Source organism: Ectothiorhodospira marina (assembly GCF_900109495.1).
Classification (GTDB): Bacteria; Pseudomonadota; Gammaproteobacteria; order Ectothiorhodospirales; family Ectothiorhodospiraceae; genus Ectothiorhodospira; species Ectothiorhodospira marina.
The window spans coordinates 23,015-48,142 of the sequence record NZ_FOAA01000014.1; the positions used below are offsets into that span (position 1 = coordinate 23,015).

General features: G+C 63.2%; 22 protein-coding genes. 17 read left to right on the forward strand and 5 right to left on the reverse strand.

From position 1 onward, the window contains the following. Positions 1 to 33 precede the first annotated feature (33 nt). The 7 genes from BMY52_RS11735 to BMY52_RS11765 are packed head-to-tail and all read left to right on the forward strand — an operon-like array spanning position 34 to position 9,358. On the forward strand, positions 34 to 1,395 hold the full coding sequence (locus BMY52_RS11735; protein WP_090254635.1) for an AmpG family muropeptide MFS transporter: 1,362 nt from the start codon (positions 34 to 36) through the stop codon (positions 1,393 to 1,395). 50 nt (positions 1,396 to 1,445) lie between these two features. Then, the gene (locus tag BMY52_RS11740) at positions 1,446 to 2,507 is read left to right on the forward strand and encodes a hypothetical protein (RefSeq protein ID WP_090254636.1); all 1,062 of its coding nucleotides are present in this window, start codon (positions 1,446 to 1,448) and stop codon (positions 2,505 to 2,507) included. Next, positions 2,504 to 4,225, forward strand: coding sequence for a single-stranded-DNA-specific exonuclease RecJ (recJ, locus tag BMY52_RS11745; protein ID WP_090254638.1), 1,722 nt, complete (start codon positions 2,504 to 2,506; stop codon positions 4,223 to 4,225). Before BMY52_RS11740 ends, recJ begins: the two co-directional genes overlap by 4 nt. A gap of 57 nt (positions 4,226 to 4,282) precedes the next feature. Next, complete coding sequence (locus tag BMY52_RS11750; RefSeq protein WP_090254745.1) at positions 4,283 to 4,999, forward strand: ABC transporter ATP-binding protein; 717 nt, start codon at positions 4,283 to 4,285, stop codon at positions 4,997 to 4,999. After that, the gene (locus BMY52_RS11755) at positions 4,996 to 7,506 is read left to right on the forward strand and encodes an FtsX-like permease family protein (RefSeq protein ID WP_090254639.1); all 2,511 of its coding nucleotides are present in this window, start codon (positions 4,996 to 4,998) and stop codon (positions 7,504 to 7,506) included. The genes BMY52_RS11750 and BMY52_RS11755 overlap by 4 nt, the downstream gene beginning before the upstream one ends. After that, a complete protein-coding gene (locus tag BMY52_RS11760; RefSeq protein WP_245740819.1) occupies positions 7,503 to 8,633 on the forward strand; it encodes a lipocalin-like domain-containing protein in 1,131 nt (376 codons plus the stop codon). Before BMY52_RS11755 ends, BMY52_RS11760 begins: the two co-directional genes overlap by 4 nt. A 35-nt stretch (positions 8,634 to 8,668) precedes the next feature. Continuing rightward, complete coding sequence (locus BMY52_RS11765) at positions 8,669 to 9,358, forward strand: cytochrome b/b6 domain-containing protein (protein WP_090254642.1); 690 nt, start codon at positions 8,669 to 8,671, stop codon at positions 9,356 to 9,358. Positions 9,359 to 9,478: 120 nt separating this feature from the next. Here the strand turns inward: BMY52_RS11765 and BMY52_RS11770 are convergent, their stop codons facing one another. Continuing rightward, complete coding sequence (locus BMY52_RS11770) at positions 9,479 to 9,928, reverse strand: c-type cytochrome (RefSeq protein WP_090254643.1); 450 nt, start codon at positions 9,926 to 9,928, stop codon at positions 9,479 to 9,481. A gap of 240 nt (positions 9,929 to 10,168) precedes the next feature. Here BMY52_RS11770 and BMY52_RS11775 point away from each other — a divergent pair, with 240 nt between their 5' ends. From BMY52_RS11775 to BMY52_RS11785, 3 genes are read left to right on the forward strand one after another with little or no spacing between them, the layout of a single operon-like run. Beyond that, a complete protein-coding gene (locus BMY52_RS11775; protein ID WP_245740821.1) occupies positions 10,169 to 11,785 on the forward strand; it encodes a methyl-accepting chemotaxis protein in 1,617 nt (538 codons plus the stop codon). Positions 11,786 to 11,791: 6 nt separating this feature from the next. Next, positions 11,792 to 12,502 (forward strand): HAD family hydrolase, encoded by a 711-nt coding sequence (locus BMY52_RS11780; protein WP_090254647.1) that lies wholly within the window; start codon positions 11,792 to 11,794, stop codon positions 12,500 to 12,502. Beyond that, positions 12,499 to 12,702 (forward strand): hypothetical protein, encoded by a 204-nt coding sequence (locus BMY52_RS11785; RefSeq protein ID WP_090254648.1) that lies wholly within the window; start codon positions 12,499 to 12,501, stop codon positions 12,700 to 12,702. The genes BMY52_RS11780 and BMY52_RS11785 overlap by 4 nt, the downstream gene beginning before the upstream one ends. Here the strand turns inward: BMY52_RS11785 and BMY52_RS11790 are convergent, their stop codons facing one another. Continuing rightward, positions 12,703 to 13,323: an arylesterase gene (locus BMY52_RS11790; RefSeq protein WP_090254650.1), complete on the reverse strand. Its 621-nt coding sequence runs from the start codon at positions 13,321 to 13,323 to the stop codon at positions 12,703 to 12,705. Here BMY52_RS11790 and BMY52_RS11795 point away from each other — a divergent pair. The 7 genes from BMY52_RS11795 to truD are packed head-to-tail and all read left to right on the forward strand — an operon-like array spanning position 13,322 to position 23,057. Next, positions 13,322 to 14,011 (forward strand): ABC transporter ATP-binding protein, encoded by a 690-nt coding sequence (locus tag BMY52_RS11795; protein WP_090254652.1) that lies wholly within the window; start codon positions 13,322 to 13,324, stop codon positions 14,009 to 14,011. The genes BMY52_RS11790 and BMY52_RS11795 overlap by 2 nt on opposite strands. Continuing rightward, positions 14,008 to 16,500, forward strand: coding sequence for an ABC transporter permease (locus BMY52_RS11800; RefSeq protein WP_090254654.1), 2,493 nt, complete (start codon positions 14,008 to 14,010; stop codon positions 16,498 to 16,500). Before BMY52_RS11795 ends, BMY52_RS11800 begins: the two co-directional genes overlap by 4 nt. 48 nt (positions 16,501 to 16,548) lie before the next feature. Continuing rightward, positions 16,549 to 18,723, forward strand: coding sequence for a GTP diphosphokinase (relA, locus tag BMY52_RS11805; RefSeq protein ID WP_090254656.1), 2,175 nt, complete (start codon positions 16,549 to 16,551; stop codon positions 18,721 to 18,723). 35 nt (positions 18,724 to 18,758) lie between these two features. Next, positions 18,759 to 19,358, forward strand: coding sequence for a tetratricopeptide repeat protein (locus BMY52_RS11810; RefSeq protein WP_245740823.1), 600 nt, complete (start codon positions 18,759 to 18,761; stop codon positions 19,356 to 19,358). Beyond that, positions 19,355 to 21,301, forward strand: a complete 1,947-nt coding sequence (gene yoaA / locus BMY52_RS11815) for a DNA repair helicase YoaA (RefSeq protein WP_342707706.1) — start codon at positions 19,355 to 19,357, stop codon at positions 21,299 to 21,301. Before BMY52_RS11810 ends, yoaA begins: the two co-directional genes overlap by 4 nt. An 11-nt stretch (positions 21,302 to 21,312) precedes the next feature. Next, positions 21,313 to 22,041, forward strand: a complete 729-nt coding sequence (gene tsaB, locus BMY52_RS11820; protein ID WP_090254659.1) for a tRNA (adenosine(37)-N6)-threonylcarbamoyltransferase complex dimerization subunit type 1 TsaB — start codon at positions 21,313 to 21,315, stop codon at positions 22,039 to 22,041. After that, on the forward strand, positions 22,038 to 23,057 hold the full coding sequence (gene truD, locus BMY52_RS11825) for a tRNA pseudouridine(13) synthase TruD (RefSeq protein WP_090254661.1): 1,020 nt from the start codon (positions 22,038 to 22,040) through the stop codon (positions 23,055 to 23,057). Before tsaB ends, truD begins: the two co-directional genes overlap by 4 nt. Here the strand turns inward: truD and BMY52_RS11830 are convergent. The 3 genes from BMY52_RS11830 to BMY52_RS11840 form a co-directional block, all read right to left on the reverse strand. Beyond that, positions 23,054 to 23,779, reverse strand: coding sequence for a Crp/Fnr family transcriptional regulator (locus BMY52_RS11830; protein WP_177169946.1), 726 nt, complete (start codon positions 23,777 to 23,779; stop codon positions 23,054 to 23,056). The genes truD and BMY52_RS11830 overlap by 4 nt on opposite strands. 75 nt (positions 23,780 to 23,854) lie before the next feature. Beyond that, on the reverse strand, positions 23,855 to 24,430 hold the full coding sequence (locus BMY52_RS11835; protein WP_090254665.1) for a Tll0287-like domain-containing protein: 576 nt from the start codon (positions 24,428 to 24,430) through the stop codon (positions 23,855 to 23,857). 118 nt (positions 24,431 to 24,548) lie between these two features. Beyond that, positions 24,549 to 25,094, reverse strand: a complete 546-nt coding sequence (locus BMY52_RS11840) for a Smr/MutS family protein (RefSeq protein ID WP_090254667.1) — start codon at positions 25,092 to 25,094, stop codon at positions 24,549 to 24,551. Positions 25,095 to 25,128: the final 34 nt, after the last annotated feature.

Here is a 25,128-nt window from a genome sequence, read left to right on the forward strand (position 1 = left end):
CGGCTCTGCCGGGCTTTTTTGATTTGGCCTCTAATGCATACCCCTCATACGCAACGCAGTTGGCGCAGTGCCTTTGCCGTTTATCGCCATCCCCGGGTGATCGGCATGCTGTTCCTGGGATTTGCCGCCGGTCTGCCGCTGCTGCTGGTGGGCGGCACGTTCACCGCCTGGTTGCGAGACCTGGGGGTGGAGCTGGCGGCCATCGGTTTTCTCAGTTGGGTGGGCATGGCTCATTCCATCAAGGTCTTCTGGGCCCCGGTGGTGGACCGACTGGCACTGCCCCTGCTCACCCGCTGGTTTGGCCGACGCCGGGCCTGGATGCTCCTGGCGCAGACGGTGATCGGTGGCTCGTTACTGGGCATCGCCTTGACCGATCCCATCCAACACCTCTGGCTGGTGGCGGTGTGGGCCGTGCTGGCCGCTTTTGGTTCCGCCACCCAGGACATCGCCATCGATGCCTATCGCATCGAGGCGGTCACGCGGGATCGACAGGGGGCCATGGCGGCCTCCTATATCTTGGGTTATCGGGTAGCCCTGCTGGCCGCCGGAGCCGGGGCCCTGCACCTGGCGGCCGTGGGCAACTGGAGCATCGCCTATGGCGTGATGGGGCTGCTCATGGGGGTGGGGCTGATCACTACGCTCATCATCCGTGAACCTGAAGTCACGGTGGATCAGACCACCCAGCGCCTGGAGCAGCGGGTGGTGGATTATCTGCAACGCACTCGTCACCGGGGCTGGCGTCGGGGACTGACCGCCTGGTTCATTGGTGCCGTGATCTGCCCCTTTGCGGATTTCATGAAACGCTTTGGGTGGGTGGCGCTGCTCATCCTGCTGTTCATCGGCACCTTCCGCATCAGCGATATCTTCATGGGCGTCATGGCCAACCCCTTCTATCTGGACCTGGGGTTCACCAAGACGCAGATTGCCAACGTGGCCGCGGCCTTCGGTCTGGCCATGACCCTCATCGGGGCCGCCCTGGGGGGGGTGCTGGTGGCGCGCTTTGGCATCATGCGCATGCTCATCTTCACTGCCTTCCTCGCTCCGCTCACGAATCTGACCTTCTCATGGCTGGCCTTGCTGGGTCCCGAGACGTATGGTCTGGTCATGGCCATCATGGCCGACAATGTCAGTGGCGGACTGGCCATCTCCGTGTTTATTGCCTATCTCTCCAGCCTCACCAATACGGCCTATACGGCCACACAGTACGCCTTGTTCAGCTCCCTGATGACGTTACCCGGACAATTTCTGGCTGGATTCACGGGCGTGTTGGTGGAGCATATTGACTGGTTCTGGTTCTTTATCTCGTCAGCCTTCATCGGCGTGCCAGCAATCGTGCTGGCCTTGGTACTGGCCCGCTGGGCCAACCCGGACCGGATTGAACAGCCCGGACAATAGATCGAGCGCACCCCGCGCGCCCTTATCCCGTGCACTCATCAGGAGCCGCCGTGACTCAATCCACACTGCACCTGTTCATCCCCGGACTCCTGCACAGGGTGCCGGAATGGCTCGCATCCTATGGGGAGGTGGGGCGGTATCCCGCACTGGAATGGCTGTTGTCCCGTGGGGCGTTGACCCCTTCCCGGGGCTGGCCCAGCGAGACCACCCTGTGTCGGCTCTTTGGTATCACCGAGGGCACGCCCGCCGGGGCCCTGACACGCATGGCCAGCCATCCCGACGACCCACTCACGGGCCATTGGCTTTGCGCGGATCCCGTGCATCTGGAGGCAGGCATCGACGACCTGGTGCTGACGGACGCCTCCCGGCTGAGTCTATCGGTGGATGAGGCCCAGGCCCTGGTGGGGCAGGTGAATGAACATTTCACCCACCGTCCCTGGACCCTGGAGGCCTCAACGGCAGATCACTGGCATATGCATCTTTCCGAGGCGACCGATCCGGGCCTGCAGACCACACCGCTTTCAGCGGCGGTGGGCCAGCGAATCAGTCAGCTTTTGCCTCGAAAGAGTCCCCGTGCTGACGTCTGGCTGCAGGATCTGAATGAATTACAGATGCTGTTATTTCCCGCTTCTGTGAATCAGGAGCGGGAGGGGCGGGGGCTCAAACCCGTCAACAGCCTGTGGATCTGGGGTGAGGCCCCCTTGCCAACGGCGCCCGCTCAACCTCCGTTGGCCGCTGCGTTCGGGCAGGGGCCATTGCTTGAGGGGCTGTGCCGATGGGCCCGGGTGCCTTGCCAGGCGCTCCCGGAAAATGCCCAGGTCTTGCTGGATACCCGCGAGGATGTGCGTTCGGGAGGTGATGCCCTGGTGGTCCTGGATGATGTCTGGGCTCAGGCAGCCTACGATGATCTTCCGGCCTGGCAGACAGGCGTGGAGGCACTCGAACGCCGATGGTTCGAGCCGCTACTCAAGGCCATGCAGCGGGGCAGGGTGCGCAGGCTTCACCTTCATGCCGGAGATGGCCAGGTGGCCATCCTGGGCCCGGGGGGGCGCTGGCGTTTCTGGCGCGGTAGCCGCTCCTTGGGTGATCTGCTGGGAGGGGAGGCACCATGAAGGCCCACCGACGCCTGCAACGCCCCAGCGATACGCCCCAGGGAGCCGACCTGCTCACCCGACTCTATGCCCATCGGGGTATCCACGACCCGGCACAGATGGATCATGCCCTGGCGGGGCTGGCCCCGACGCAGTTACTTTCCGGGGTCGAGGCGGCCAGTGCCCTGTTGCAGCAGGCCCTTGAGGAGCGATGGTCGATCCTCGTGGTAGGTGACTTTGATGCCGACGGGGCCACCAGCACGGCCCTGGCCTTGCGTGCCCTGCGGGACATGGGAGCAACCCGAGTGGATTATCTGGTACCCAACCGCTTTGAATATGGCTATGGACTCACCCCGGAGATCGTTGCCGTGGCCCGTGAGCGTGAACCCGATCTGCTCATCACCGTGGACAACGGCATCTCCAGCCTGGACGGAGTGGCCGCTGCCCAGGCGGCAGGCATGAAGGTATTGATCACGGATCATCACCTGCCGGGTCAGCACCTGCCGCCCGCCGATGCTGTGGTGAATCCCAACCTCCCGGACGATGCGTTTCCCAGCAAGGCACTGGCGGGAGTGGGGGTGATCTTCTACGTGATGGCCGCGCTGCGGGCCCGACTCCGCGCCACGGACTGGTTCACCCAGCGTGGGCTGGCCCAGCCCAATCTGGCGGATTTGCTGGATCTCGTGGCCCTGGGCACGGTGGCCGACGTGGTGCCCCTGGATCGCAATAACCGGATTCTGGTGGATCAGGGATTGCGACGCATGCGCGCCGGGCGCGCCGTTCCCGGCATCCGAGCGCTACTCGAAGTGGCCGGTCGCAACCCGGCCCGGGTGGTGGCGTCAGACGTGGGGTTTGCCGTGGGCCCGCGTCTGAATGCGGCTGGGCGCATGGATGACATGTCCATCGGCATCGAATGCCTGTTGACCGATGACCCAGCCCAGGCCCGTGCCCTGGCACAGACTCTGGATGACCTGAATCGGGAACGCCGGGAGGTGGAAAAGGACATGCAGGAACAGGCACTGGTCACGCTGGAGACCCTGCTGGCTGAGCGTCCCGACCTGGCCCACTGGCATGGGTTGTGTCTGTACGAGCCCGACTGGCACCAGGGGGTGATCGGAATTCTCGCCTCGCGCATCAAGGACCGTGTGCATCGCCCGGTGATTGCCTTTGCCCGAGCGGATGAGGGCAACCTCAAGGGATCGGCTCGCTCCATCCCCGGCCTGCACATTCGCGACACGCTGGAAGCCATCGCCACCCGTCATCCGGGGTTGATCACCCGGTTTGGCGGGCATGCCATGGCTGCGGGTCTAAGCCTGCCGGAGGACCACCTGACGCCATTCCGGGAGGCCTTCGAGGCCACTGTACGCGAGACCCTGGATCCCCGCGATCTGGAGGGAATCATCCACAGCGACGGCCCGCTCCTTGATCATGAACTCAATCTCGAAACCGCCGAACGCCTGCGCGCTGCCGGCCCCTGGGGACAGGGTTTTCCGGAACCCTTGTTCGATGGTGTGTTCCATATACGGGAGCGTCGCCCGCTGAGTGATGGACGTCACTTGCGTTTGACCCTGCAGCCGGTGGATGGCTCGGTACGGGTGAACGCGGTGGCCTTCAATATCGATCCCGAGGAGTGGCCCGACGGCCTTGAGCGCGTCCATCTGGCCTATCGGCTGGATGCCAATGAGTTCCGCGGGGCCTGCACGGCGCAACTGGTGGTGGAACACGTGGTGAGGGGGTGAGCCCTCCCCCTCATCCCCGCCCCTTTGTGGATGAATAGAACATACGCCTGGATGATCATGGATACACCCCAATCACACGCCGCTGCTCCCCCATTGCTACAACTCACCCACGTGAGCAAGCACTACACCGAAGGCCACCAGCGCCGCACGGTCCTGGATGGCATCAATGCACAGGTGCAGACCGGCGAGATCGTTGCCCTGGTGGGGCGCTCCGGGTCCGGCAAGTCCACGCTGCTCAATCTGCTGGCGGGTATCGATCGTCCCGATACAGGAGAGATCCATATCCGGGGTCGCCGGCTGGACACGATGGGAGAGCGGGAGCGCACCCTGTTCCGTCGCCGCGAAGTGGGTTTCGTTTATCAGTTCTTCAATCTCATCCCGACCTTGACCGTGGCCGAGAACGTGGCCCTGCCCATGGAGCTTAATGGCGTTGGCAGCCGTGAGCGCGGCGAGCGGGTGGACCACCTGCTGAACCTGGTGGATCTGGCCAACCGTTCCCAGGCCTTCCCCGACGAACTCTCCGGAGGCGAGCAGCAGCGCGTTGCCATGGTACGAGCCATCGCCCACGAGCCGGCCCTGTTGCTGGCGGACGAACCCACCGGCAATCTGGATGCGGAGACCGGTGCGCGGATCATCGCGCTGCTAAGGGATCTGGTCAGGGATCAGGGCCGTACGCTGGTGATGGTGACCCATAGCCAGGAGGTGGCCGCCATCGCCAGCCGAGTGTGGACCCTGGACGAAGGTCGTATCACCCCCTCGGATAACACGCCATGACGCTGCTGGCTAAAGCGTTGATCCGGGACCACCGCAAACGGCCCTGGAATATCCTGTTTTCGATCCTGGGTGTCGCCTTGGGTGTGGCCATCGTGGTGGCTGTGGATATCGCCAACTCCAGTGCTTCCCGGGCCTTCGAACTGTCTTTGGAAACCGTGACTGGCCGGACCACTCACCAGGTGCTGGGTGGACCGGCGGGACTGGATGAGAGCCTCTATGCCCAGCTGCGCCGACAGGGCTTCCGGGAGAGCGCTCCGGTGGTGGAGGGCCACGTCCAGGCCCGCGGCGAAACCTTCACCCTGTTGGGGCTGGAGCCCTTTGCGGAGGCTCCCTTTCGTGACTATGCCAACGGTGCCCGCGGGGAGGGCGTGAGTGCCCTGATAACGGATGCCGATGCCGTGATGCTGAGCTCCCGAACCGCCGCACGACTGGATCTGGAGCCGGGAGACCGCTTTACCGTAACCATCCGGGGACGGGAGGAAACAGTCACTCTTCGTTCGGTATTGGAGACCGATGAACCGGGGCTGGACGGTATCATGCTGGCGGATATTGCCCATGCTCAGGTCTTGTTGCAGCGGCTGGGGCGCCTGGACCGTATCGATCTCATTCTGCCCGATCACGATACCCTGGAGCGCCTGCGGGCCCTGCTACCCGAGGGGGCCGAGGTGATGGCGACCAAAAGCCGCAATGAGGCCACGTTGCAGCTGTCACGGGCCTTCCACATCAATCTCACCGCCATGAGTCTGTTGGCCCTGCTGGTAGGGGCCTTTCTCATCTACAACACCATGATTTTCTCGGTGCTGCGGCGGCGTCGCCTGCTGGCCACCCTGCGCATGCAGGGCATGACCGGTGCCGAGTTGTTTCGTCTGGTCATGACTGAGGCACTGATGGTGGGCCTGACTGGCGCGATCCTGGGGCTGCTGGCCGGTACCCTGATCGGGCAATTCCTGCTGCAGATGGTCACGCGCACGGTCTCGGACATGTATTTCGTGCTCACGGTAACGGAGTTGCATCTGACTGTCTGGGGAGTGCTCAAGGGCCTGCTGCTGGGGATCGCCGCGACGCTGGCAGCGGCCCTGGGGCCCGCCTGGGAGGCCGCCCGGATCTCGCCCCGGGATGCTCTGCGTCGCTCCACGCTGGAGCGGGGCGTGGGGCGTCTGATGCCCTGGCTGATCGGTGTCGGCCTGATCCTGATGGGGCTGAGTTGGCTCCTGCTGCAATGGCCCGGTCAAAGCCTGTTGCTGGGATTTGCAGCCCTGTTCCTGCTGATTCTGGGCTATGCCCTGTTGATCCCACCGGCCTTACTGATCCTGGCCCGGGGCCTGGCCAGCCCCCTGGCGTCGGCCTTTGGCGCCATGGGGCGACTATCGGCTCGCGGCGTGAGCGCAGGGATGAGCCGGGCGGGGCCTGCCACGGCTGCGCTGGCCCTGGCGGTTTCGGCCACCATCGGTGTGGGGGTAATGGTGGAAAGCTTTCGCACCACGGTGGACGCATGGCTTGGTCAGACCCTGCAGGGTGATGTCTATGTGAGTGCTCCAGGACGCTCCGGCGTCGGCATCAATCCGGTCTTGCCGGAGGCGGCCCGGGCTCGGTTGGAGGCCCTGGAGACCGTAGAGACCGTGAGCACCGCTCGGCGGGTTCACGTGCATTCGCCCCAGGGCACCCTGGAAATGATGGCGGTGGACCCGGCACCGCGCACCCCCGAGAGTTACCGCTATCGGGCCGGGGACGGATCATCTGCCTGGCGCTCCTTGGAAAACCGCGACGCCGTACTGATTTCCGAGCCCCTGGCCTGGCGCTTGTCCCTGGGACTGCATGACACCCTGACCCTGCGCACGGATCGAGGCCTGCGGGCGTTCACCATCGTCGGCGTGGTGCAGGAATACGGTTCGGACCGTGGCCTGGTCACAGTGCACCGGGCGCTGTATGACCGTTACTGGGACGACCCGGGTGTGGCCTCGCTGGGTATCTATTTGCGGGATGGCCTCCCCCTGGATACCGCCCTCGGACCGATACGTGCCGCAGTGGCCGACCTGGGGAGTCCGGTATTGGTGACCTCCAGCGGTGAGATCCGCGAGCTATCCATGGATATCTTCGACCGCACCTTTGCCATCACCCACATACTGCGACTGCTCACGGTGGGCGTGGCCTTCATCGGCATCCTCAGCGCCCTGATGGCCCTGCAGATGGAGCGCTCCAAGGAGAATGCCGTACTGCGGGCGACGGGCGTCACTCCCCGTGAACTGGGGGGCATGGTGACCTTGCAAAGCGGCCTGTTGGGGTTGGCGGCCGGGATCCTGGCCATACCCCTGGGGCTGATCATGTCGCACATGCTGATCGAGGTGATCAACCTGCGCTCGTTTGGCTGGAGCATGCAGCATCAGGTCTCACTGCGGGTGCTGATGGAAGGGGTGTGGCTGGCCCTGCTGGCGGCTCTGTTGGCCGGGATCTATCCGGGATTGCGCATGGCACGGGCCCAGCCGGCGGAACATCTGAGGGAGGAATGAGCATGATTCGATGGTGGTCTGGAGGGGGTTTGGCCCTGTCAGCGGTCCTGTTGCTGGCCGGGTGTGGTGAACAAGGGCCAAAAGAGGGCGAGGATGCCCTGGCCGTCTCCCAAGCCTTGGGGGGCGATGACATGGAGGGCTATGCCCGGGCGCTGGCACCCCGGGATTTTCAATTCCCCGAGGATCATGCGGCCCACCCGGCGTATCGTAATGAGTGGTGGTATGTGACCGGGAATCTGGATGACCCCGAGGGTCGACGTTTCGGATTCCAGATGACCTTCTTCCGGTTTGCGTTGTCCCCCACACCGCCGGAATCGGAGTCCACCTGGGCCACTAATCAGGGCTGGATGGCGCATCTGGCAGTGACCGACGTGGCCGGTGACCGGCATCAGGCCCTGGAACGTTTTTCTCGTGGGGGCGCCGGATTGGCTGGGGCGGAGCTGGACCCGTTCCGCGTCTGGCTGGATGACTGGGAACTCAAGGCTGAGTCAGGCAACGACTTCCCCTGGCGGCTATTGGCTGCGGAGGGGGATCTTGCCCTGGATCTGCGCCTGACCCCTCTGAAGGACAAAGTCTTTCAGGGAGACCGCGGGCTGAGTCAGAAGTCGCCTGAACCGGGCAATGCCTCGTATTATTTTTCCATGACCCGACTGAAGACCAAGGGAACCCTCCGCCTCGGGGAGCAGGATTACCCGGTGACTGGTCTGTCATGGATGGACCGGGAATGGAGCACCAGTGTGCTTGGCGAAAACCAGGTAGGCTGGGATTGGTTCTCCCTGCAACTGGATGACGGGCATGATGTGATGGTCTACGAACTGCGTCTGGAGGACGGTGGTGTGGACCCCTTGAGCAAGGGTCTGTGGGTGGAACCGGACAGCCGGCATCAGGTGATCCCGCAGGATGCCTTTGAACTGGAGGTCAAGCAGACCTGGATCAGTCCCCAAGGGGGCACCTATCCCGTGGCCTGGCATTTGCGCCTGCCGGAACAGGATCGGGATCTGGAAATCCGTGCGGTGCGCGAGGATCAGGAAATGGATCTGACGGTGCGTTACTGGGAGGGGGCGGTGGATGTCTTCGAGGCCGGCCAACCCGCCGGACGCGGTTTTGTGGAGATGACCGCTTATTGAGCGGAAGATACTGGATCAATTGTTGAGGTAAGTCCATGCAGGATCATGAATATCCGGATGTTTCCCGAAAACGTATCCCGGTCTGGGATCTGCCGACACGCATCTTTCACTGGTTATTGGTGCCGTTACTGATTGGCCTGTGGTACACGAGCCAGGATGTCATGACCCTGAACTGGCACATGTGGTTGGGCTACACCCTGCTGGCCTTGCTGCTGTTTCGCATCATCTGGGGGGTCATGGGTACACGGTCATCCCGATTCAGCCACTTTCTGGCAGGTCCGGTGAGCGTCTTCCGCTATCTGCGTGACCTGTTGAGTGGCAAATCCCCGACCCATACCGGACATAACCCGCTGGGTGGGTGGTCAGTGATGTTGATGCTGGGTTTGCTGCTGTTTCAGGGGCTCAGTGGTTTGTTCGCCAACGATCAGATCTTCACTCGGGGGCCTTTGGCACGCATGGTGTCCTCATCCACCAGTGATGCCCTGACCAGCCTGCACAAGGCCAATTTTGATCTGCTGCTGATTGTGATTGGCATCCACGTGTTGGCGGTGTTTCTGTACTGGTTGATCAAAGGCGACAATCTTGTCGGACCCATGATCACCGGGCGCAAGTGGGTGGCCGTCGGCGAGGCGTCGGGCTTTCGTTTTGCCAGCTTGTGGTGGGCGTTGGTGGTGCTGGGTGTGTCGGCAGTGGGCGTGTGGGGGGCGGTGACCTTTTTGCCCTAGGTATTGGAGGGGGTACGCCCCTCACCCCAGCCCCTCTCCCCAAAGGAGAGAGGGGCTATTCATCAAGGTACCCTTCTCCACTCCGGGGAGAAGGGCAGGGGATGAGGGGATATCAACGCCTCATTCGCGGAAATCGTCGTGGCAGGCCTTGCAGCTTTGGCCCACGGCGCCGATCTGACGACGGATGTCCCGCTCGCTGGCTTCTTCGGTGATCAACTGCGCCAGTCGGGCGCTGGCCTGCTCGAATTCGGAGGCAGCCTCATCGAAGGCCTCCCGATTCATCCACACCTCCGGCATGGCATCGGTATCGCCCATGTCGGAACCTTCAATGAATCCCTGCCAGGGCAGGTCAGCCACCCGGTCCAACTGCTCGGCGCGCTGGCCGGCCATTTCCCGGTCAAACGGGATGTCTCCCTGAGCCATGGCGCCCAGCGGCCCCATATTCCACTTGAATACCTGGAAAACGCCCTTGCGATAGTCGATGGCGTCCTCGGGATCCGCTGCCGAGACCGCGCCGGCGGTCAGGGTGAGGGCCAGGCCGGCGATCAGCATTTTGGTGATGGTTTTCATGAATCGTACCTCCGATGTCTCGTTTGTAGAGCGACTGAGTGTAGCAGTTGACCCCACGTCGGGGCATTCAAGCATTCTATCGAACAGACGCTATAAAACCATGCAAGGCTCATGTGTCCATGGCAGCCTTGCCCCGCCGACCCGTGCCAAGGTGCTGGGTAACCCGTTCAAAGTCAGTTTGCAGGAGACCGATCGAAAGGAACGGTGCTCCAGAGGGAGGAAGTCCAGATGGGCTCGCTTTTGACCATCCGAATCAAATTGCTGGCGATGACCGGGCTGGCCCTGGTGTTCATGGTCGTCCTGGCTGCAGTGGGACTGGGAGGCATGTACCAGAATCACGCCCAGTTGAGCACCATCTACCAGGATCGGGTGATTCCCATGGATCAGTTGAGCCGGATCGGTGACACCCTGGCGGATGATCGCGCACAGTTGCTGATAGCCCTGCATAATCCCAATCTGGACAATATCGAGGCCGCCAACGAGGCCATCCAGGCCAACGATCAGCATAGGAGCCGGGTCTGGCAGGCTTATCTTGACACTTACCTCACTCCCAGAGAACAGGAATTGGCGGATCGCCTGGCCGAGCAGATGAAGGGGCTCGAGGAACAGGCCATGGGACCCGCGGCGGAGGCCTTGAGCAACTTTCATCTGGAGCGCGCGGAAAGTCTCTTGCGAGAACAGGTGACCCCCCGGGCTGAGGCTGTCAACGCCACCCTTGCGCAGTTGATGGACCTGCAGATGAACGTTTCAGAAGACATCTACCAGAGTGCTCTGAGCCAGTACCAGAACACCCGCAATGGCATGATCGCGGGCTTGCTGCTGGTGATGGCCATTTCTTCGGCGGTGGCCGTCATGGTCATCCGGCGCATTACCGGTGCGGTGGATGAACTGGACCAGGCAAGTCGTGAGATGGCCAAGGGCAATCTCACGGTCAGCGTCACCGAGTCCGGACAGGATGAACTGACCCGGGTCGCCAGGGGATTCAATCAGATGGTGGAGAGTGTTCGGGGGATCATCGGCCAAGTGACCGGCGCCACGACTCAGGTGGCGTCAGCTGCCGAGGAGTTGACAGCGGTGACGGGTGAGACCCGTCAGCGCGTCGATCAGCAACAGAACCAGACCGAACAGGTGGCCACGGCCATGAACGAGATGACCACAACAGTGGTGGAGGTGGCCCGCAACGCGGCCGATGCCTCACAGGCGGCCCAGCAGGTGAATCAGGAGGCCGGTGAAGCCCAGCAGGTCTCCGCGCAGGCGATCGAGGCCATCAAGGAACTTGCCGATGAAATCCGGCGGGCGGCCGAGGTCATCAAGCAGCTGGAGGCCGACAGCGAAAAGATTGGTGCCGTGCTGGATGTGATCCAGGGCGTGGCCGAGCAGACCAACCTGCTGGCCCTGAATGCCGCCATCGAGGCGGCCCGGGCGGGGGAGCAGGGCCGGGGATTTGCGGTGGTGGCCGATGAGGTGCGCACCCTGGCCAGCCGCACCCAAAAATCCACCCATGAGATCGAGGAGATGATCAAGGCACTCCAGGGCGGCACGCGTAATGCCGTGGCCGTGATGCAGTCAGGTCTCAAGCGAGCGGAAGAGACCTCGAACGGTGCCGCCATGGCGGATCGCTCCATGGCCTCCATTGTCAGCGCGGTTGGCACGATTAGCGATATGAGCACTCAGATTGCCAGCGCCGCCGAGGAGCAAAGCGCTGTGGCCGAGGATATCAACCGCAATGTGGTACGTATCAGCGAGGTGGGGCACGATGTGTCCAATGGCTCGGGCGAGATCGCCAGTGCTGCCCAGGAACTCTCACGGTTGGCGGCCGATCTGAGTCATGCCATGGAGCGATTCCGTGTAAACTGAGGTGCCATGAACCTGCGCTGCATCACCTTTGACCTGGATGACACCCTGTGGGCCTGCGCTCCGGTGATCCAGAATGCCGAACGCACCTTCCATGATTGGCTGAGCCTCCATTATCCGAGTATCACCCGCCGCATGAATCTGGAGGCCATGATCCAACACCGCCAGCGATGGTTTCGTCCCCGTGCGCATCTGCATCATGATCTCACTGGATTGCGCAAGCAGTGGCTGGCGGCCCTGGCGGTTGAATACGGCTGCGATGAGGCCCTGGTGGAACCCGCTTTTCAGGTCTTCTGGGAGGCCAGGAACCAGGTATCGCTCTATGATGATGTCCTGGAAACCCTGGACAGGCTGCGCCACCATTACACCATCGGTGCCATTACCAACGGCAACGCGGATGTGCATCACATCGGCATTGGCCAGTATTTTGATTTCGTGGTCACTGCCGCCAGCGCCGGCCATGCCAAGCCATCGCCCGAGATCTTCACGGCGGCCCTGGATGAGGCCGCCGTGGCCGCTCACGAAGCCCTGCATGTGGGGGATGATCCTGAGCGGGATGTGCGGGGCGCGGCACGAGTGGGCATGCACACGGCCTGGGTGAACACCCACGGGGTGAAGTGGCCGGGCGGCCCTCGGCCAGACCTGGAAATGCCCCACGTCGGTGAGTTGCCGGAAAGGCTGCTAGATGGATCCATCAACCTCGAGGAGCGTGCTTCGTGAAGCGATTTGGCATTCGCATTACCTTGCCCCAGGGTGACAGCATGTCGGCATCTCATCTGCTGGGAGAGGGCTGGGAGCATTTCCGCTGGTATGAGACGGCCCGGGAGAGGGATGCGGCCCTTGAAGACATGCAAAATCCCCCGCCGTACTATCGCCGCGGCGACCTGATTACCCAGGTACTGGAAAAAGTGGAGCGCTGATCAGCCGTCCAGTTCCGGCCCCAGCACCTCCCAGACGGTATCCAGCATCACCGGTTGGGCCTTGGCGGTGGGGTGGATGCCGTCGGACTGCATCATGCCCTCCTCAAGCACCACGCCTTCCAGCAGGAAGGGCACCAGGGGGAGGTCATGATTCGCTGCCAGATCATGATAGATCTGGTGGAACCTCTCAGTGAAATGTCTGCCCAAATTGGGCGGAATCTGGATGCCCACCAGCAAGACCCGGGCCCCGGCATTGTGGCTGAGATCAATCATCTCGCGCAGATTGCGGGACATCTCCTCCAGCGGGATGCGCCGCAAGCCGTCGTTGCCGCCCAGGCTCAGCACCACCCAGTCGGGCTCGTGTCGCTCCAGAAGCCGCGGCAGACGGGTCAGGCCGCCGCGAGTGGTCTCGCCGCTGATGCTGGCATTGAGCACCTGAAAATCCCGGCCTTGCGCATCCAGACGGGATTCCAGCAGGGCGACCCAGCCCTGTTCCGTGGGCATGCCGTAGGCGGCGCTCAGACTGTCCCCCATCACTAGCAGGGTGGGGCGTTCATCCGCCACGCTGGCCGCGGCCGGCGTCAGGAACAGCAACATAATCAGAAGGAGTCTTGGTCTCATGGTCTCTCACTCTCCCGCCCCGGTGGTCTCCGCGAGTGGTGTCGTCAAATCCGTTATGGGTCCGGCCGGACGTTTATCCATTCTAAAGGGTGTGGATCTGCATGTGGCGCCCGCTGAGGCCGTGGCCATCCTGGGTGCCTCCGGCTCGGGCAAGTCGACCCTGCTGGGTCTGCTTGCGGGGTTGGATCTCCCCAGTGGGGGGGAAGTTCGCTTGCTGGACCAGGATCTGGGCGTCTTGAGCGAAGATGCACGCGCCGGGTTGCGTGCCGGTCGGGTCGGTTTTGTGTTCCAGTCTTTCCAGCTGCTGCCGGCCCTGACGGCCCTGGAGAATGTGATGCTCACGCTGGAGCTCTCCGGTCACGATGGCGACGCCCGTGCCGGGGCCCGGGAGGCCCTGGAGCAGGTGGGCCTGGGTCACCGCCTGGACCATTACCCCAGCCAACTCTCCGGGGGCGAACAGCAGCGGGTGGCCATCGCCCGGGCCTTCGCCGCCCACCCGCAGGTGCTGTTTGCCGATGAGCCCACGGGCAATCTGGATCAGCAGACCGGCGAGCAGATCATCCAGTTGCTGTTCAACCTCAAGTCTGCTTACGGCACGGCCCTGGTGCTGGTGACTCATGACCCGGATCTGGCCAGCCGCTGCGAACGACGCTATCGCATCACCGACGGCATCCTGGGGGCCGCATGAATCAGGCGCTGCGTTACTCCTGGATCTCCCTGGGTCGGGAATGGCGGGCCGGGGAATTGCGTATTCTGGCGCTGGCCCTGGTGATCGCCGTGGCAGCCGTCACCTCGGTGAGCTTTTTCACCGACCGGGTGCAACGAGCCATGTCCTTGCAGGCCACTGAACTGTTGGGAGCGGATCTGAGCATCACCTCGTCCCAGCCCATACCGGGCGAATTCGGCCGGGAAGCTCAGGAGCGGGGCCTGGATACCGCCCGCTATGTGAGCTTCCCCACCGTGGTGGTGTCTGACGAGGATTCGGAACTGGCCGAACTCAAGGCGGTGAGCGATCGCTGGCCCCTGCGGGGCACGGCCCGCGTGAGCACCACACTCTTCGGCGAGGAGCAAGAGACCCAGTCCGTGCCCGACTCCGGTGAGGCCTGGGTAGAGGCACGCTTGCTGCAGTTGCTGAATCTGTCCGTGGGGGACAGCCTGGACGTGGGCGAGATCTCCCTCAACATCACCCGGGTGCTGACTTACGAGCCGGATCGGGGCGGAGATCTGTTCCAGTTGGCACCCCGGCTGTTGCTCAATGTGGAGGATCTGGAGGCCACCGGGCTGATCGTGCCCGGCAGCCGGGTCAATCATCGTTTCCTGGTGGCCGGGGATGAGGCCGTCATCAACCGCTATCGGGACTGGATCGAGCCGCGGCTGGGGGATAATCAACGCCTGGAGAGCGTGGCTGATGCCCAACCCGCCTTGCGGAATGCCATCGCCCGGGGCGAGCAGTTCCTGAGCCTGGCCGCCCTGGTGGCCGTGCTACTGGCCGGTGGGGCGGTGGCGGTGGCGGCCCGTCACTACAGCGATCGGCAATCGGACACCAGCGCCGTGATGCGTTGTCTGGGGGCCTCACGACGGTTTGTCCTGCAAGTGTTTACGTTGCGTTTGCTGTGGCTGGCCTTACTGGCCAGCGCCATCGGCCTGCTGTTGGGGTTCGGGGCACAGGGCGTACTGGCCTGGCTGCTGTCGGGCTGGTTTGCCACGGAATTGCCACTGCCCTCCCTGTGGCCGATATTCACCGGGATGGGGGTCGGATTGATTACGGCCCTGGGTTTTGGCCTGCCGGCCCTGCTGCGCATTGGCCAGGTGCCGCCGCTGCGGGTCCTGCGTCGGGACCTGGGTGCCCCGCCGCCCGCCATGTGGCTGGTCCTGGGGCTGGCCATGCTCACGCTGGGCGTGCTGCTGCTGTGGCAGGCCGGTGATGTGCGTCTGGCCGGTTTTGTGCTCGGTGGCGCGGCCATCACTGTCGCTGTGCTGTGGGTGGCGGCGTTACTCATGGTCAAGGCCCTCACCCCCCTGCGCAGCCGGGGTGGGGTGGCTTTGCGCTTTGGCCTGGCCAATCTCTCCCGGCGCGGCGCCTTGAGTGCCGTGCAACTGTCTGCCTTTGGTCTGGGCATCATGGCCTTGCTGCTGCTGGCCCTGGTGAGGGTGGACCTGCTCTCGGAATGGGAAGGCAGCTTGCCCGAAGGGGCGCCCAATCACTTCATGATCAACGTTCAGCCAGACCAGGTGGAGCCCCTTCAGGCCCTGTTTGAGCGCCATGACATGGAAAGGCCGGTGTACTATCCCATGATCCGGGGGCGGCTCTCGACCATGAACGATGCGCCGGTTCGCCCGGAAGACTACACCAATCCCCGGGCCGAGCGTCTGGTGACACGGGAATTCAATCTCTCCTTCGCCAGGGATCTTCAACCCGGCAACCGCGTGGTGGCGGGGCAGTGGTGGAATGTCCAGGATCCGGAACCGGGCTTCTCGGTGGAAGAAGGCCTGGCCGAAACCCTGGGGATTGAACTGGGAGACATCCTGGAGTTTCGTATCGCGGGTGAACCGGTTCAGGCCCCCGTGACCAACCTGCGCAGCGTGGAATGGGATTCCTTCAACGTGAACTTCTTCGTGCTGTCCTCGCCGGGGGTACTGGAGGATTTTCCAGCCACCTATATCACCAGTTTCCATATGGACGAAGCAGGGCAGCGCATGCTGACCGAGGCCGTGCGGCAGTTTCCCAGCGTTACTGTGCTGGACGTGAGGGCCTTGATGCAGCAGGTGAGGGACATCATCGACCGGGCCAGCCTGGCAGTGGAATACGTCTTTTTATTCACTTTGGCTGCTGGGGTGACGGTGTTGTTTGCCGCCATCCATGCCACCCGTGACCTGCGCCGACGGGAAAGCGCCATACTGCGCACCCTGGGGGCCAGCCGTAAGCAGGTGCTGGCGGGGCTGCTGGCAGAATTCATGGTGATGGGTGCCTTGGCCGGACTGCTGGCCAGCGCGGGGGCGAGTGCCGTGGGTATGGTGCTGGCCCGGGAGATCTTCGATCTACCCTACTCAGTGAACCCCATTCTCTGGTTGATGGGCGTGGGGGGAGGTGCCCTTGGCGTGGGGCTGGCCGGCTGGCTGGGTGCCCGCTCTGTCCTGCGGCAGCCTCCATTGCTGACGCTGCGTCAGGTGGGGTGAGCGGGCAACATCGCCCGCCGCACCCAATGCCGGATATACTCTGCGCCCATGCGTCATACCCAATACGACAAGACCCCGCTCGCTCAGCAGCCCCATGAGGCACTGCTGGCGAGATTTGCGCCCACGGATGGCGTGGCCCCCGAGGCTCGCCTCGGCGAAGCCATCGCGGAAGCCCTGCGAGATCATCAGCGAGTCGGCTCGCAGCCACACTGTCTGGATGTGGCCGAAAATCTGCGCGTACTGGGGGTGGATAACGACACCCTGATTGCTGCCCTGTTGCTGGATGGAGATCTGGATGGCTCCCTTCAGGACAAGGATATCCGCGAGCACTTTGGTGATACGGTGGCCTGCCTGGTGCGCAACGTGCAACTGCTCACCACCTTCAAACGCTCCGCCAGCCAGGTGGAGAGCACACCGGAACAGGCCGAACGGCTCCGGCGCATGCTGTTGGCCATGGTGGACGATGTGCGTGCGGTGCTCATCAAGCTGGCCTATCGCCTTCAGCATCTGCGCCTGCTGGCCGCCGAGCCGGATGACCTGGCCCGGGCCATCGCTCGCGAGACGCTGGAGATCTTCGCTCCCCTGGCCAACCGCCTGGGGGTGGCCCAACTCAAGTGGGAGATGGAGGATCTGTCTCTGCGGATCCTGGAGCCCAAGGAATACCGTCGGATCGCGAAGCTCCTGGAAGAAAGTCGCACAGAAAGAGAGCATTACATTATTGATTTCACAGATCACCTGAGAGAGGCATTGCAGCAGGAGCAGGTTGAGGCCGATGTGCGTGGCCGCCCCAAGCATATCTACAGCATCTGGAAAAAGATGCAGCGCAAGAACCTGGAATTCGAGGATCTTTACGACCTCAGGGCCGTCCGGGTGATTGTGGATCGACTGTCCACCTGCTACGCGGTGCTGGGGGTGGTGCACAGCACCTGGCCCCATATTCCCAAGGAGTTCGACGACTATATTGCCAACCCCAAGGACAATGGGTACCAGTCCCTGCATACGGCGGTCCTGGGGCCGGAGGGCAAGGTGGTGGAGGTGCAGATCCGTACCCAGGGTATGGACGAGTTCGCCGAACTGGGGGTGGCAGCACACTGGCGCTACAAGGAAGGCGGACGTGAGGATCAGGCCCTGTCCCGGGCCATTACCTCCCTTAGACGACTTCTGGAAAACCAGGATAACGATCGGGAACTTCTGGATAATTTCCATTACGAGTTGTTCCATGACCGGGTCTTTGTGCTCACGCCCAATGGCGACGTGATCGACCTGCCCAAAGGAGCCACACCCCTGGATTTCGCCTACACCATTCACACCGAGGTGGGGCACCACTGCCGGGGCGCCAAGGTGAATGGGCGCATCGTGCCGCTGACCTACGAATTACGTTCCGGCGAGCGTGTGGAGGTTCTTACCAGCCAGTCCGGAGGCCCCAGTCGGGATTGGATCAATCCCAATATGGGTTTTCTGCGCACGGCTCGGGCTCGGGCCAAGGCGCGCGGCTGGTTCCGGCAGCAGGATCACGACAAGAATCTGTCCGAGGGTCGGGCTGTTCTGGAGCGGGAGGCCCAGCGCCTGGGAGTGAACGCCCCGGACATGGACGAACTGATGCGACGCTTCAAGCAACCGGGCCGGGATGAGTTGCTGGTGGCCATCGGAGCCGGAGAGATCACACCCGCGCAATTGGCCGGCGCCATGCAGGTGCCCATCGAACTCACCCCGGAAGAGACCCTGATGGGTCGCCGTCACCGGCATCCCTCAGCAACGGACAAGGCCACCGATAAGGGCATCCGGATCCGGGGCGTGGGCAACCTGCTGACACAGATGGCCGGTTGTTGCCGACCGGTACCCGGAGACCGGGTGATCGGCTACATCACCCGTGGCAAGGGGGTCACCATCCATCGCCGCGACTGCGTGCACATCCTGCGCATGTCGGAGGAAGAACGTCCGCGCCTGGTGGAGGTCACCTGGGGCGAGGATACCCAGGCCTACCCGGTCAAGGTCACCGTTGAGGCCTTTGACCGTCAGGGGCTGCTCAGGGATATCACTCAGGTACTGGCCAATGAGCGAATCAATGTCCTCTCTGCGGCTACCCAGACCGATCCAGCCGAAAACACGGTCACCATGGATCTCACCCTGGAGATCACCGACACCACGCAACTGAGCAAAGTGCTGGACAAGATCGGTGCAGTGGCTAACGTTTTCTCGGTGCGCCGGGTATCCGCCGGCTGATTCGTGCCGAATCGACCAACCATGAGGTGTTCCACATGACCATGCCCTTGAGCCCCTTGCGGTCAATTCTGCCGCTAGGGATCCTGGTGATACTGGCCACCGGCTGTGCCGGCATGCCCGACATGCGTCCGCCGGCGCCCACACCCAGTGAACCCCATGCCCGTGCTCAGGTGCCCACGCCGGAGCCGGTACCCGAGCCGGAAGCCCGGACCGAACCCACACCAGAGACCAGTCGCGTACCGGCACCCTCCATTGCCCGGCAGGAATCCCCCCAGCCGCAATCGGCCCCGACACGGCAGCCACCGGCCGTACTGGCCCTGGCCAAGGATGCGGACAATCGCATGCAGGCGGGCGATGCCGATGGTGCGGCCGCCGCCCTGGAACGGGCCCTGCGCATCGCCCCCGATGATGCCCGCCTGTGGCAACGACTGGCCGCTGTACGACTGGAACAGGGGCAACCGAATCAGGCCGTGAATCTGGCGGGTCGGTCCAACGCCCTGGCTCGAGGGGATCGGGAATTGCAGGCCCGCAACTGGCGCATCATTGCCGAGGCACGACGGCGCATGGGAGATGCCACTGGTGCCCGAGATGCCGAGGAGCGGGCGCGCTCCCTGGCCCCGGGAGAACTGGGTTGAGCCAGGACTGCAAACACATGCTGGGAGACGATGGCCCCCTGGCCCGGGAGCTTCAGGATTTTCACCCTCGTCAGGCACAGCAGGACATGGCTCAGGCTGTGGCCGAGGCCATGGAGGCCCAGGCCACGCTGGTGGTGGAGGCAGGCACCGGCGTGGGCAAGACCTTTGGTTACCTGGTGCCTGCACTGCTCAATGGTGGCAAGGTGATCATCTCCACCGGCACCCGCAATCTGCAGGATCAGCTCTATCACAAGGACTTGCCCCTGGTAGCGCGTGCCCTGGGGGTCTCCCCGCGAACGGCCCTGCTCAAGGGCCGGAGCAATTACCTCTGCCCGCATCGTCTCAATATGACTCTGGCGGAGGGGCGCATGCTGGAGCCCCGTCTGGTGGAGCCTCTGCGCCGGGTACAGGCCTGGGCGGAAAAGACACGTCATGGTGATATCGCCGAACTCACCGACCTGGGGGAGGATGCGGAGATCTGGCCCCGAGTCACCTCCACGGTGGACAACTGTCTGGGTCAGGACTGTCCCGAATACAACGCCTGCCATGTGGTACAGGCCCGACGCCGGGCGCAGGAAGCCGAAGTGGTGGTGGTTAATCACCATCTACTGTTTGCGGATCTGGCGCTGCGTGGCGAAGGTTTTGGCGAGTTGCTGCCCTCGGCCAATGCCTTCGTGCTGGACGAGGCCCACCAGTTGCCGGATGTGGCCGGCAACTTCTTCGGGGTCACTCTCAGTGCACGGGCCTTGACGGATCTGGCCCGGGACAGCATTGTCGAATTGCTCAACAATGCTCCGGAGATGAGTGAACTTCGGGATCGGGCCGATACCCTCACCCAGGGGGTCAAGGATTTTCGTCTGGCGCTGGGAGAAGGTTCGGGGCGGGGCCCCTGGGTATCGCTGTCCGCAAAACCCGCGGTGGAGCAGGGGCTGGATGCACTGGAAAATCGTCTGACCTCGCTGGCCGATGGCCTGGAGGCCGTGGCGGAGCGAGCCAAGGGCCTGGAGTCCTGCGCCCGTCGCGCCCGTGAGCAACTGGAGCGGCTATCGCTGTTCCGCGGCCCCCAGGACAACGCCGTGCAATGGTATGAAGCCTGGACCCGCAGTTTCAGTCTGCATGTGACGCCCCTGGATGTGGCTGCCCTGTTCAACGAACATCGCGGTGCCTATCAAAGTGCCTGGATATTCACCTCTGCCACCCTGTCGGTGGACGGCGGATTCGATCATTTCAACCACCGCATGGGGCTGGAGGATCCACACAGTCTGCTTCTGGACAGCCCATTCGACTATCAGGCCCATGCTCGACTGTTTCTGCCACCGCGTCTGCCCGAACCCAATGACGGCCGATTCACCGGGGCCCTGGTGGACATGGCCGCGCCACTGATCCGCGACAATCCCGGCGGCACCTTCCTCTTGTTCACCAGCCTGAAAGCGCTGCGCGAGGCGGCACAACGGTTGCGCGATCAGCTGGACCGGCCGTTGCTGGTTCAGGGTGAGGCCTCGCGCAATGTCCTGCTGGAGCGTTTTCGCAGGGCTGGTAACGCCGTGCTGCTGGGCTCTCATAGCTTCTGGGAGGGAGTGGATGTGCGTGGTACCGCGCTCACTTGCGTGATCATTGATCGTCTGCCTTTCGCGGCGCCCGGAGACCCGGTGCTGGAGGCACGCATTGCCCGAATACGCCAGGGCGGAGGCAATCCTTTCCGCGACCTGCAACTGCCCCAGGCCGTCATCACCTTGAAACAGGGTGCCGGGCGACTGATCCGGGACATCAGCGATCATGGCGTCCTCATACTGTGTGATCCGCGCATTCGTTCAAAGAGTTATGGCAAAACCTTCATCAAGAGTCTGCCACCCATGCAGCCGGCTGCCGACGAACGGGAGGTGATCCAGTTCCTTCAGTCCGGTGCGCCCCTTCAGACCCTGCCTGACCGAGGCTCCCATTGACCCCCCCGACGTTGTGCAAACTGTTGGCCATCGAGACCTCCACCGAGGCCTGCTCAGCCGCCCTGTGGGTGGATGGTCGGATCCATCTGCGTTTCCAGGAGGCGCCACGGACCCACGCGAGGCTGATCCTGCCCATGATGGAGGCCGTGCTGGCTGAGGCGGGCATTGCCCTGGGGCAACTGGACGCACTGGCGTTCGGTCGAGGTCCAGGGGCATTTACCGGGGTGCGGGTGGCCACGGGCGTCATTCAGGGTGTGGCCTTTGGCGCTGACCTGCCGGTGGTGCCCATCTCCACGCTGGCAGCACTGGCCCAGCAGCGGATCGATGCAGGCGCCCAGCAGGTGCTGGCGGCCCTGGATGCGCGCATGGGGGAGGTGTACTGGGGGGCCTTCAAGGCCGACGTGCAGGGGCTGGCCAATCCCGTTGGCCTTGAAGGCGTCTGCCCACCCCTGGCGGTGCCTCAACCTCCGGAAGGGCACTGGGTGCCTGTCGGGCGAGGCTGGTCCGCCTATCAGGAGGCATTGGCACAACGCCTGGACATGGAAGCCGAGCCACCCTGGAATGATCGCCTGCCCAGCGCCACGGAGGTGGTGCGCCTGGCGGTGCGGGATTGGGCCGCCGGCGCAAGTGTGCCGGCGGATCAGGCCATGCCGGTCTACCTGAGGGATCAGGTGGCCAACAAACCTCGACAAGTCATGCGACCCGGTACCGTGGGCGCGGCCCAGGACACAGAGCGATGAATGCCTTTACCGATCTCAATACCCCATTGCTCACGGCACGCCTGCGTGCACAGCCGGCGGATTTCCTGGTGGATGAACTGCCCATCACCACGCCAGAGGGGGAGGGTGAACATGTCTGGTTGCAACTGCGCAAAACGGGTCTCAATACGGATCAGTTGGCGGGCATGCTGGCTCGTGCCGCCGGCTTGCCACGGCGGGCCGTGAGTTATGCCGGTCTGAAGGATCGTCAGGCCGTGACCACTCAATGGTTCAGTGTCCATCTGCCCGGGTGTGATGCCCCCCAGTGGTCTGATCACCTGCCGCCGGAAGTGGAGATCCTCGCCGCCCAGCGGCATCGCCGTAAACTGCAGACGGGACATCTTCGCGGCAATCGTTTTCATATTCGTCTGCGCGATTGTGAGGGAGATCGCCGTGTGGCGGAGGAGCGGTTGACTGCCATTGCCCACCGGGGGCTGCCCAATTTTTTCGGAGAACAGCGCTTTGGCCACGACCGTGGCAATCTGGATAAGGCTCGCGCCTTATTCGCCAAAGAAATCCGTGTGCGCGACCGTAAACTCAGGGGGCTGTATCTCTCGGCGGCCCGCTCTGAAATCTTCAATCGGGTTTTGGCCAGACGGGTGGAGGAAGATCACTGGGATCAGGCACTGCCCGGAGATGCCATGCAACTGGATGGCTCGCGCAGCTTCTTTATTCATCGGGAGGAGGATCCCACGGTAGCGGCGCGGGTTGCCGCCTTCGAGGTCCATCCCACCGGCCCGCTGTGGGGGCAGGGGAATGCCATCACCGAGGGCGCAGCAGCACAACTGGAGGCCCAGGTCATGGAGGCCACGGACCTGAGCGAACTGGCACGTGGCCTGGAGGGTGCCGGTTTGTCTCAGGAGCGGCGTGCCCTGCGCATCCGCGTGAATGAGCTGTCCTGGTCGTGGCTTGATGCGGCAGATCTGGAATTGCGCTTTGAACTGCCTGCTGGTGCCTATGCCACCACGGTCATTGCCGCGGTGGCCGATACGGCTTAGCCGATCCGCGGAGAACCCGTGAGTGCGGTCAGCTTGGTGGCGGTATAACCCCCACCAAGCTGGTTGAGTGCCTCACGGTCATGCAGTGTCAGCACCCCTGCCTTCTCGGATACATAGCCGCGACGCTTCCACTCCGCAAAGAAGCGACTCACCGTCTCCACGGTCAGGCCCAGCAGTTCGCCTGTTTCGGTGCGTGAAAGCGGCAGGGGGACCTGAGCATGGCCGCCGTTCTTGTCAGCCCAGTACAGCAGAAAGGTGGCCAGGCGCTCGTTGGCCTTCTTGGTGCCCAACTCGACTGCCAGGGTCTCCACCTGCTGCAGGGCAGCCGCCCATCGTGCCAGCAAGGCATTGTTCAGGGTGGGATGATCCGTCTGCAGGCGTTTGAGCACGCTCAACGGCAATCGACAGAGCTGCACGGGTGTGAGCGTCGTGGCGGTATGGTTGTAGGTCTGTCCCAGCAGGCTCTCCACCCCCATGATATCCCCCTGGGTAAGCAGACGCAGGATCTGCTCACGGCCATTGACGGCAGTACGAGTGAGCTTGATCACGCCATCCTTGAGGGTATAGGAGGCCAGGGCCTCGGCGTTTTCCTGGTAGATCACCTCGCCTGCAGGGATCACCAGGTGCTCGGACGGATTATTGAGTCTTTCGACCACGTCATCCGGCAGGGCACCGAACAGGCTCTCCGCGCGCACGGGGCAGCGCATGCAGTCGTTGTCCATGAGTGGGGCCGGCGGCCGGCCCCCGTTGGGTTTGTTTCGTATGCTCATAGTGCCGGGCCAGTCCCGGTGATGTCGTTACATGGGTTGAACAAGGGTGAAGGCTCCACGAATTTGTCCTTCTGAATAACCCGTTGCCTGATCATCGGGGTATTTGCGCAACAGCGCCTGCTCCACATCGTAACGCACCTCAGTGCCATGACAGGTCATGCAGAGCTCGCCGGCAGGGATGGCACGCATGTAGCGGATCTGCCGGTCCCCATTCTCCTCCCGAACCTCGTAATGCTCCATGGTCTTGGGATCCTCACCCTCAGCCAGGCGCTCCTCGAAGGCATTGAGTACGCCACGCTCCCAATCGTCAGGGGCGTTGTCCGGATTGCGAAGCTGCAGGCTGGTGCGACCGGTCTGTATGCCGGTGCGGGTGGAGATTTCCTCGGCAATCTCGGGAGCGCGCTGGTGACAGACGTCGATGGCATGTATCGGCCCCCCGTCTTCAACGGCCGTCTTGAGTTCAGTTTTCAAGGACTCGGAGAAGTGCTGAACCGCCTCCCGGGCCTGCTCCAACCGGACCTCGGTATCATCCTGGGCCCAAACCGGTGTGTGGATCAGTGCCACCGTCACCAAGGCCAGACTGGGAAATTTCATTCGTCTCATGTGAAGCCCTCCCCACGATTTCACTGTTTTCCCGGCACGGATACTTGCCATACTAGCATGAGATTACGCAATTAAATCCACACTGGAATAATGAAATACATGAAAGTTAGGATGGGCGTCAGTCCTTCAACCGCAACAGCACAAGAACAGCACCGGTTCCCCCCAGGCTGGGTGGAGCCGAGCAGTAGGCCAGAACCTCGGAACGCTGTCTGAGCCATTGGGCTACACGACTCTTGAGCACGGGCCCCCGGTTGCTGGATCGCAACCCCTTGCCATGGATGATTCTCACGCAGCGCAGACGCCGTTCCCGGGCTTCGGCCAGGAACAGCGCCAGCGCTTGATGAGCCTCCCGGGCGAACAGACCATGAAGATCCAGTTCGTCGGCAATGCGATACTGTGCCCGGCGCAGTTTCCGAAACACCTGGCGCTGCAGACCTTCGGCCATGTAGATCAGTTCGTCGCCGGGTTGCACATCGGTGCCATCAAAGGGATCCTCCCCCAGGGCCTCGATCACCCGACGGCGGTCTGCCTCGGCCTGGCGGGGTCGCGGTGGGGGAGGGCGGCGCTGCAAGGGCTGACGGTCGCTGCGCACGGGCCGCACCTGCCCGACCGCGGCCCGGAACAGGGCCATGTCGTCGTCCTCCGGCAGGTCGTTGGGGGGCATGACAGATCTCCGTTGGGACATGCGTCTAACACGG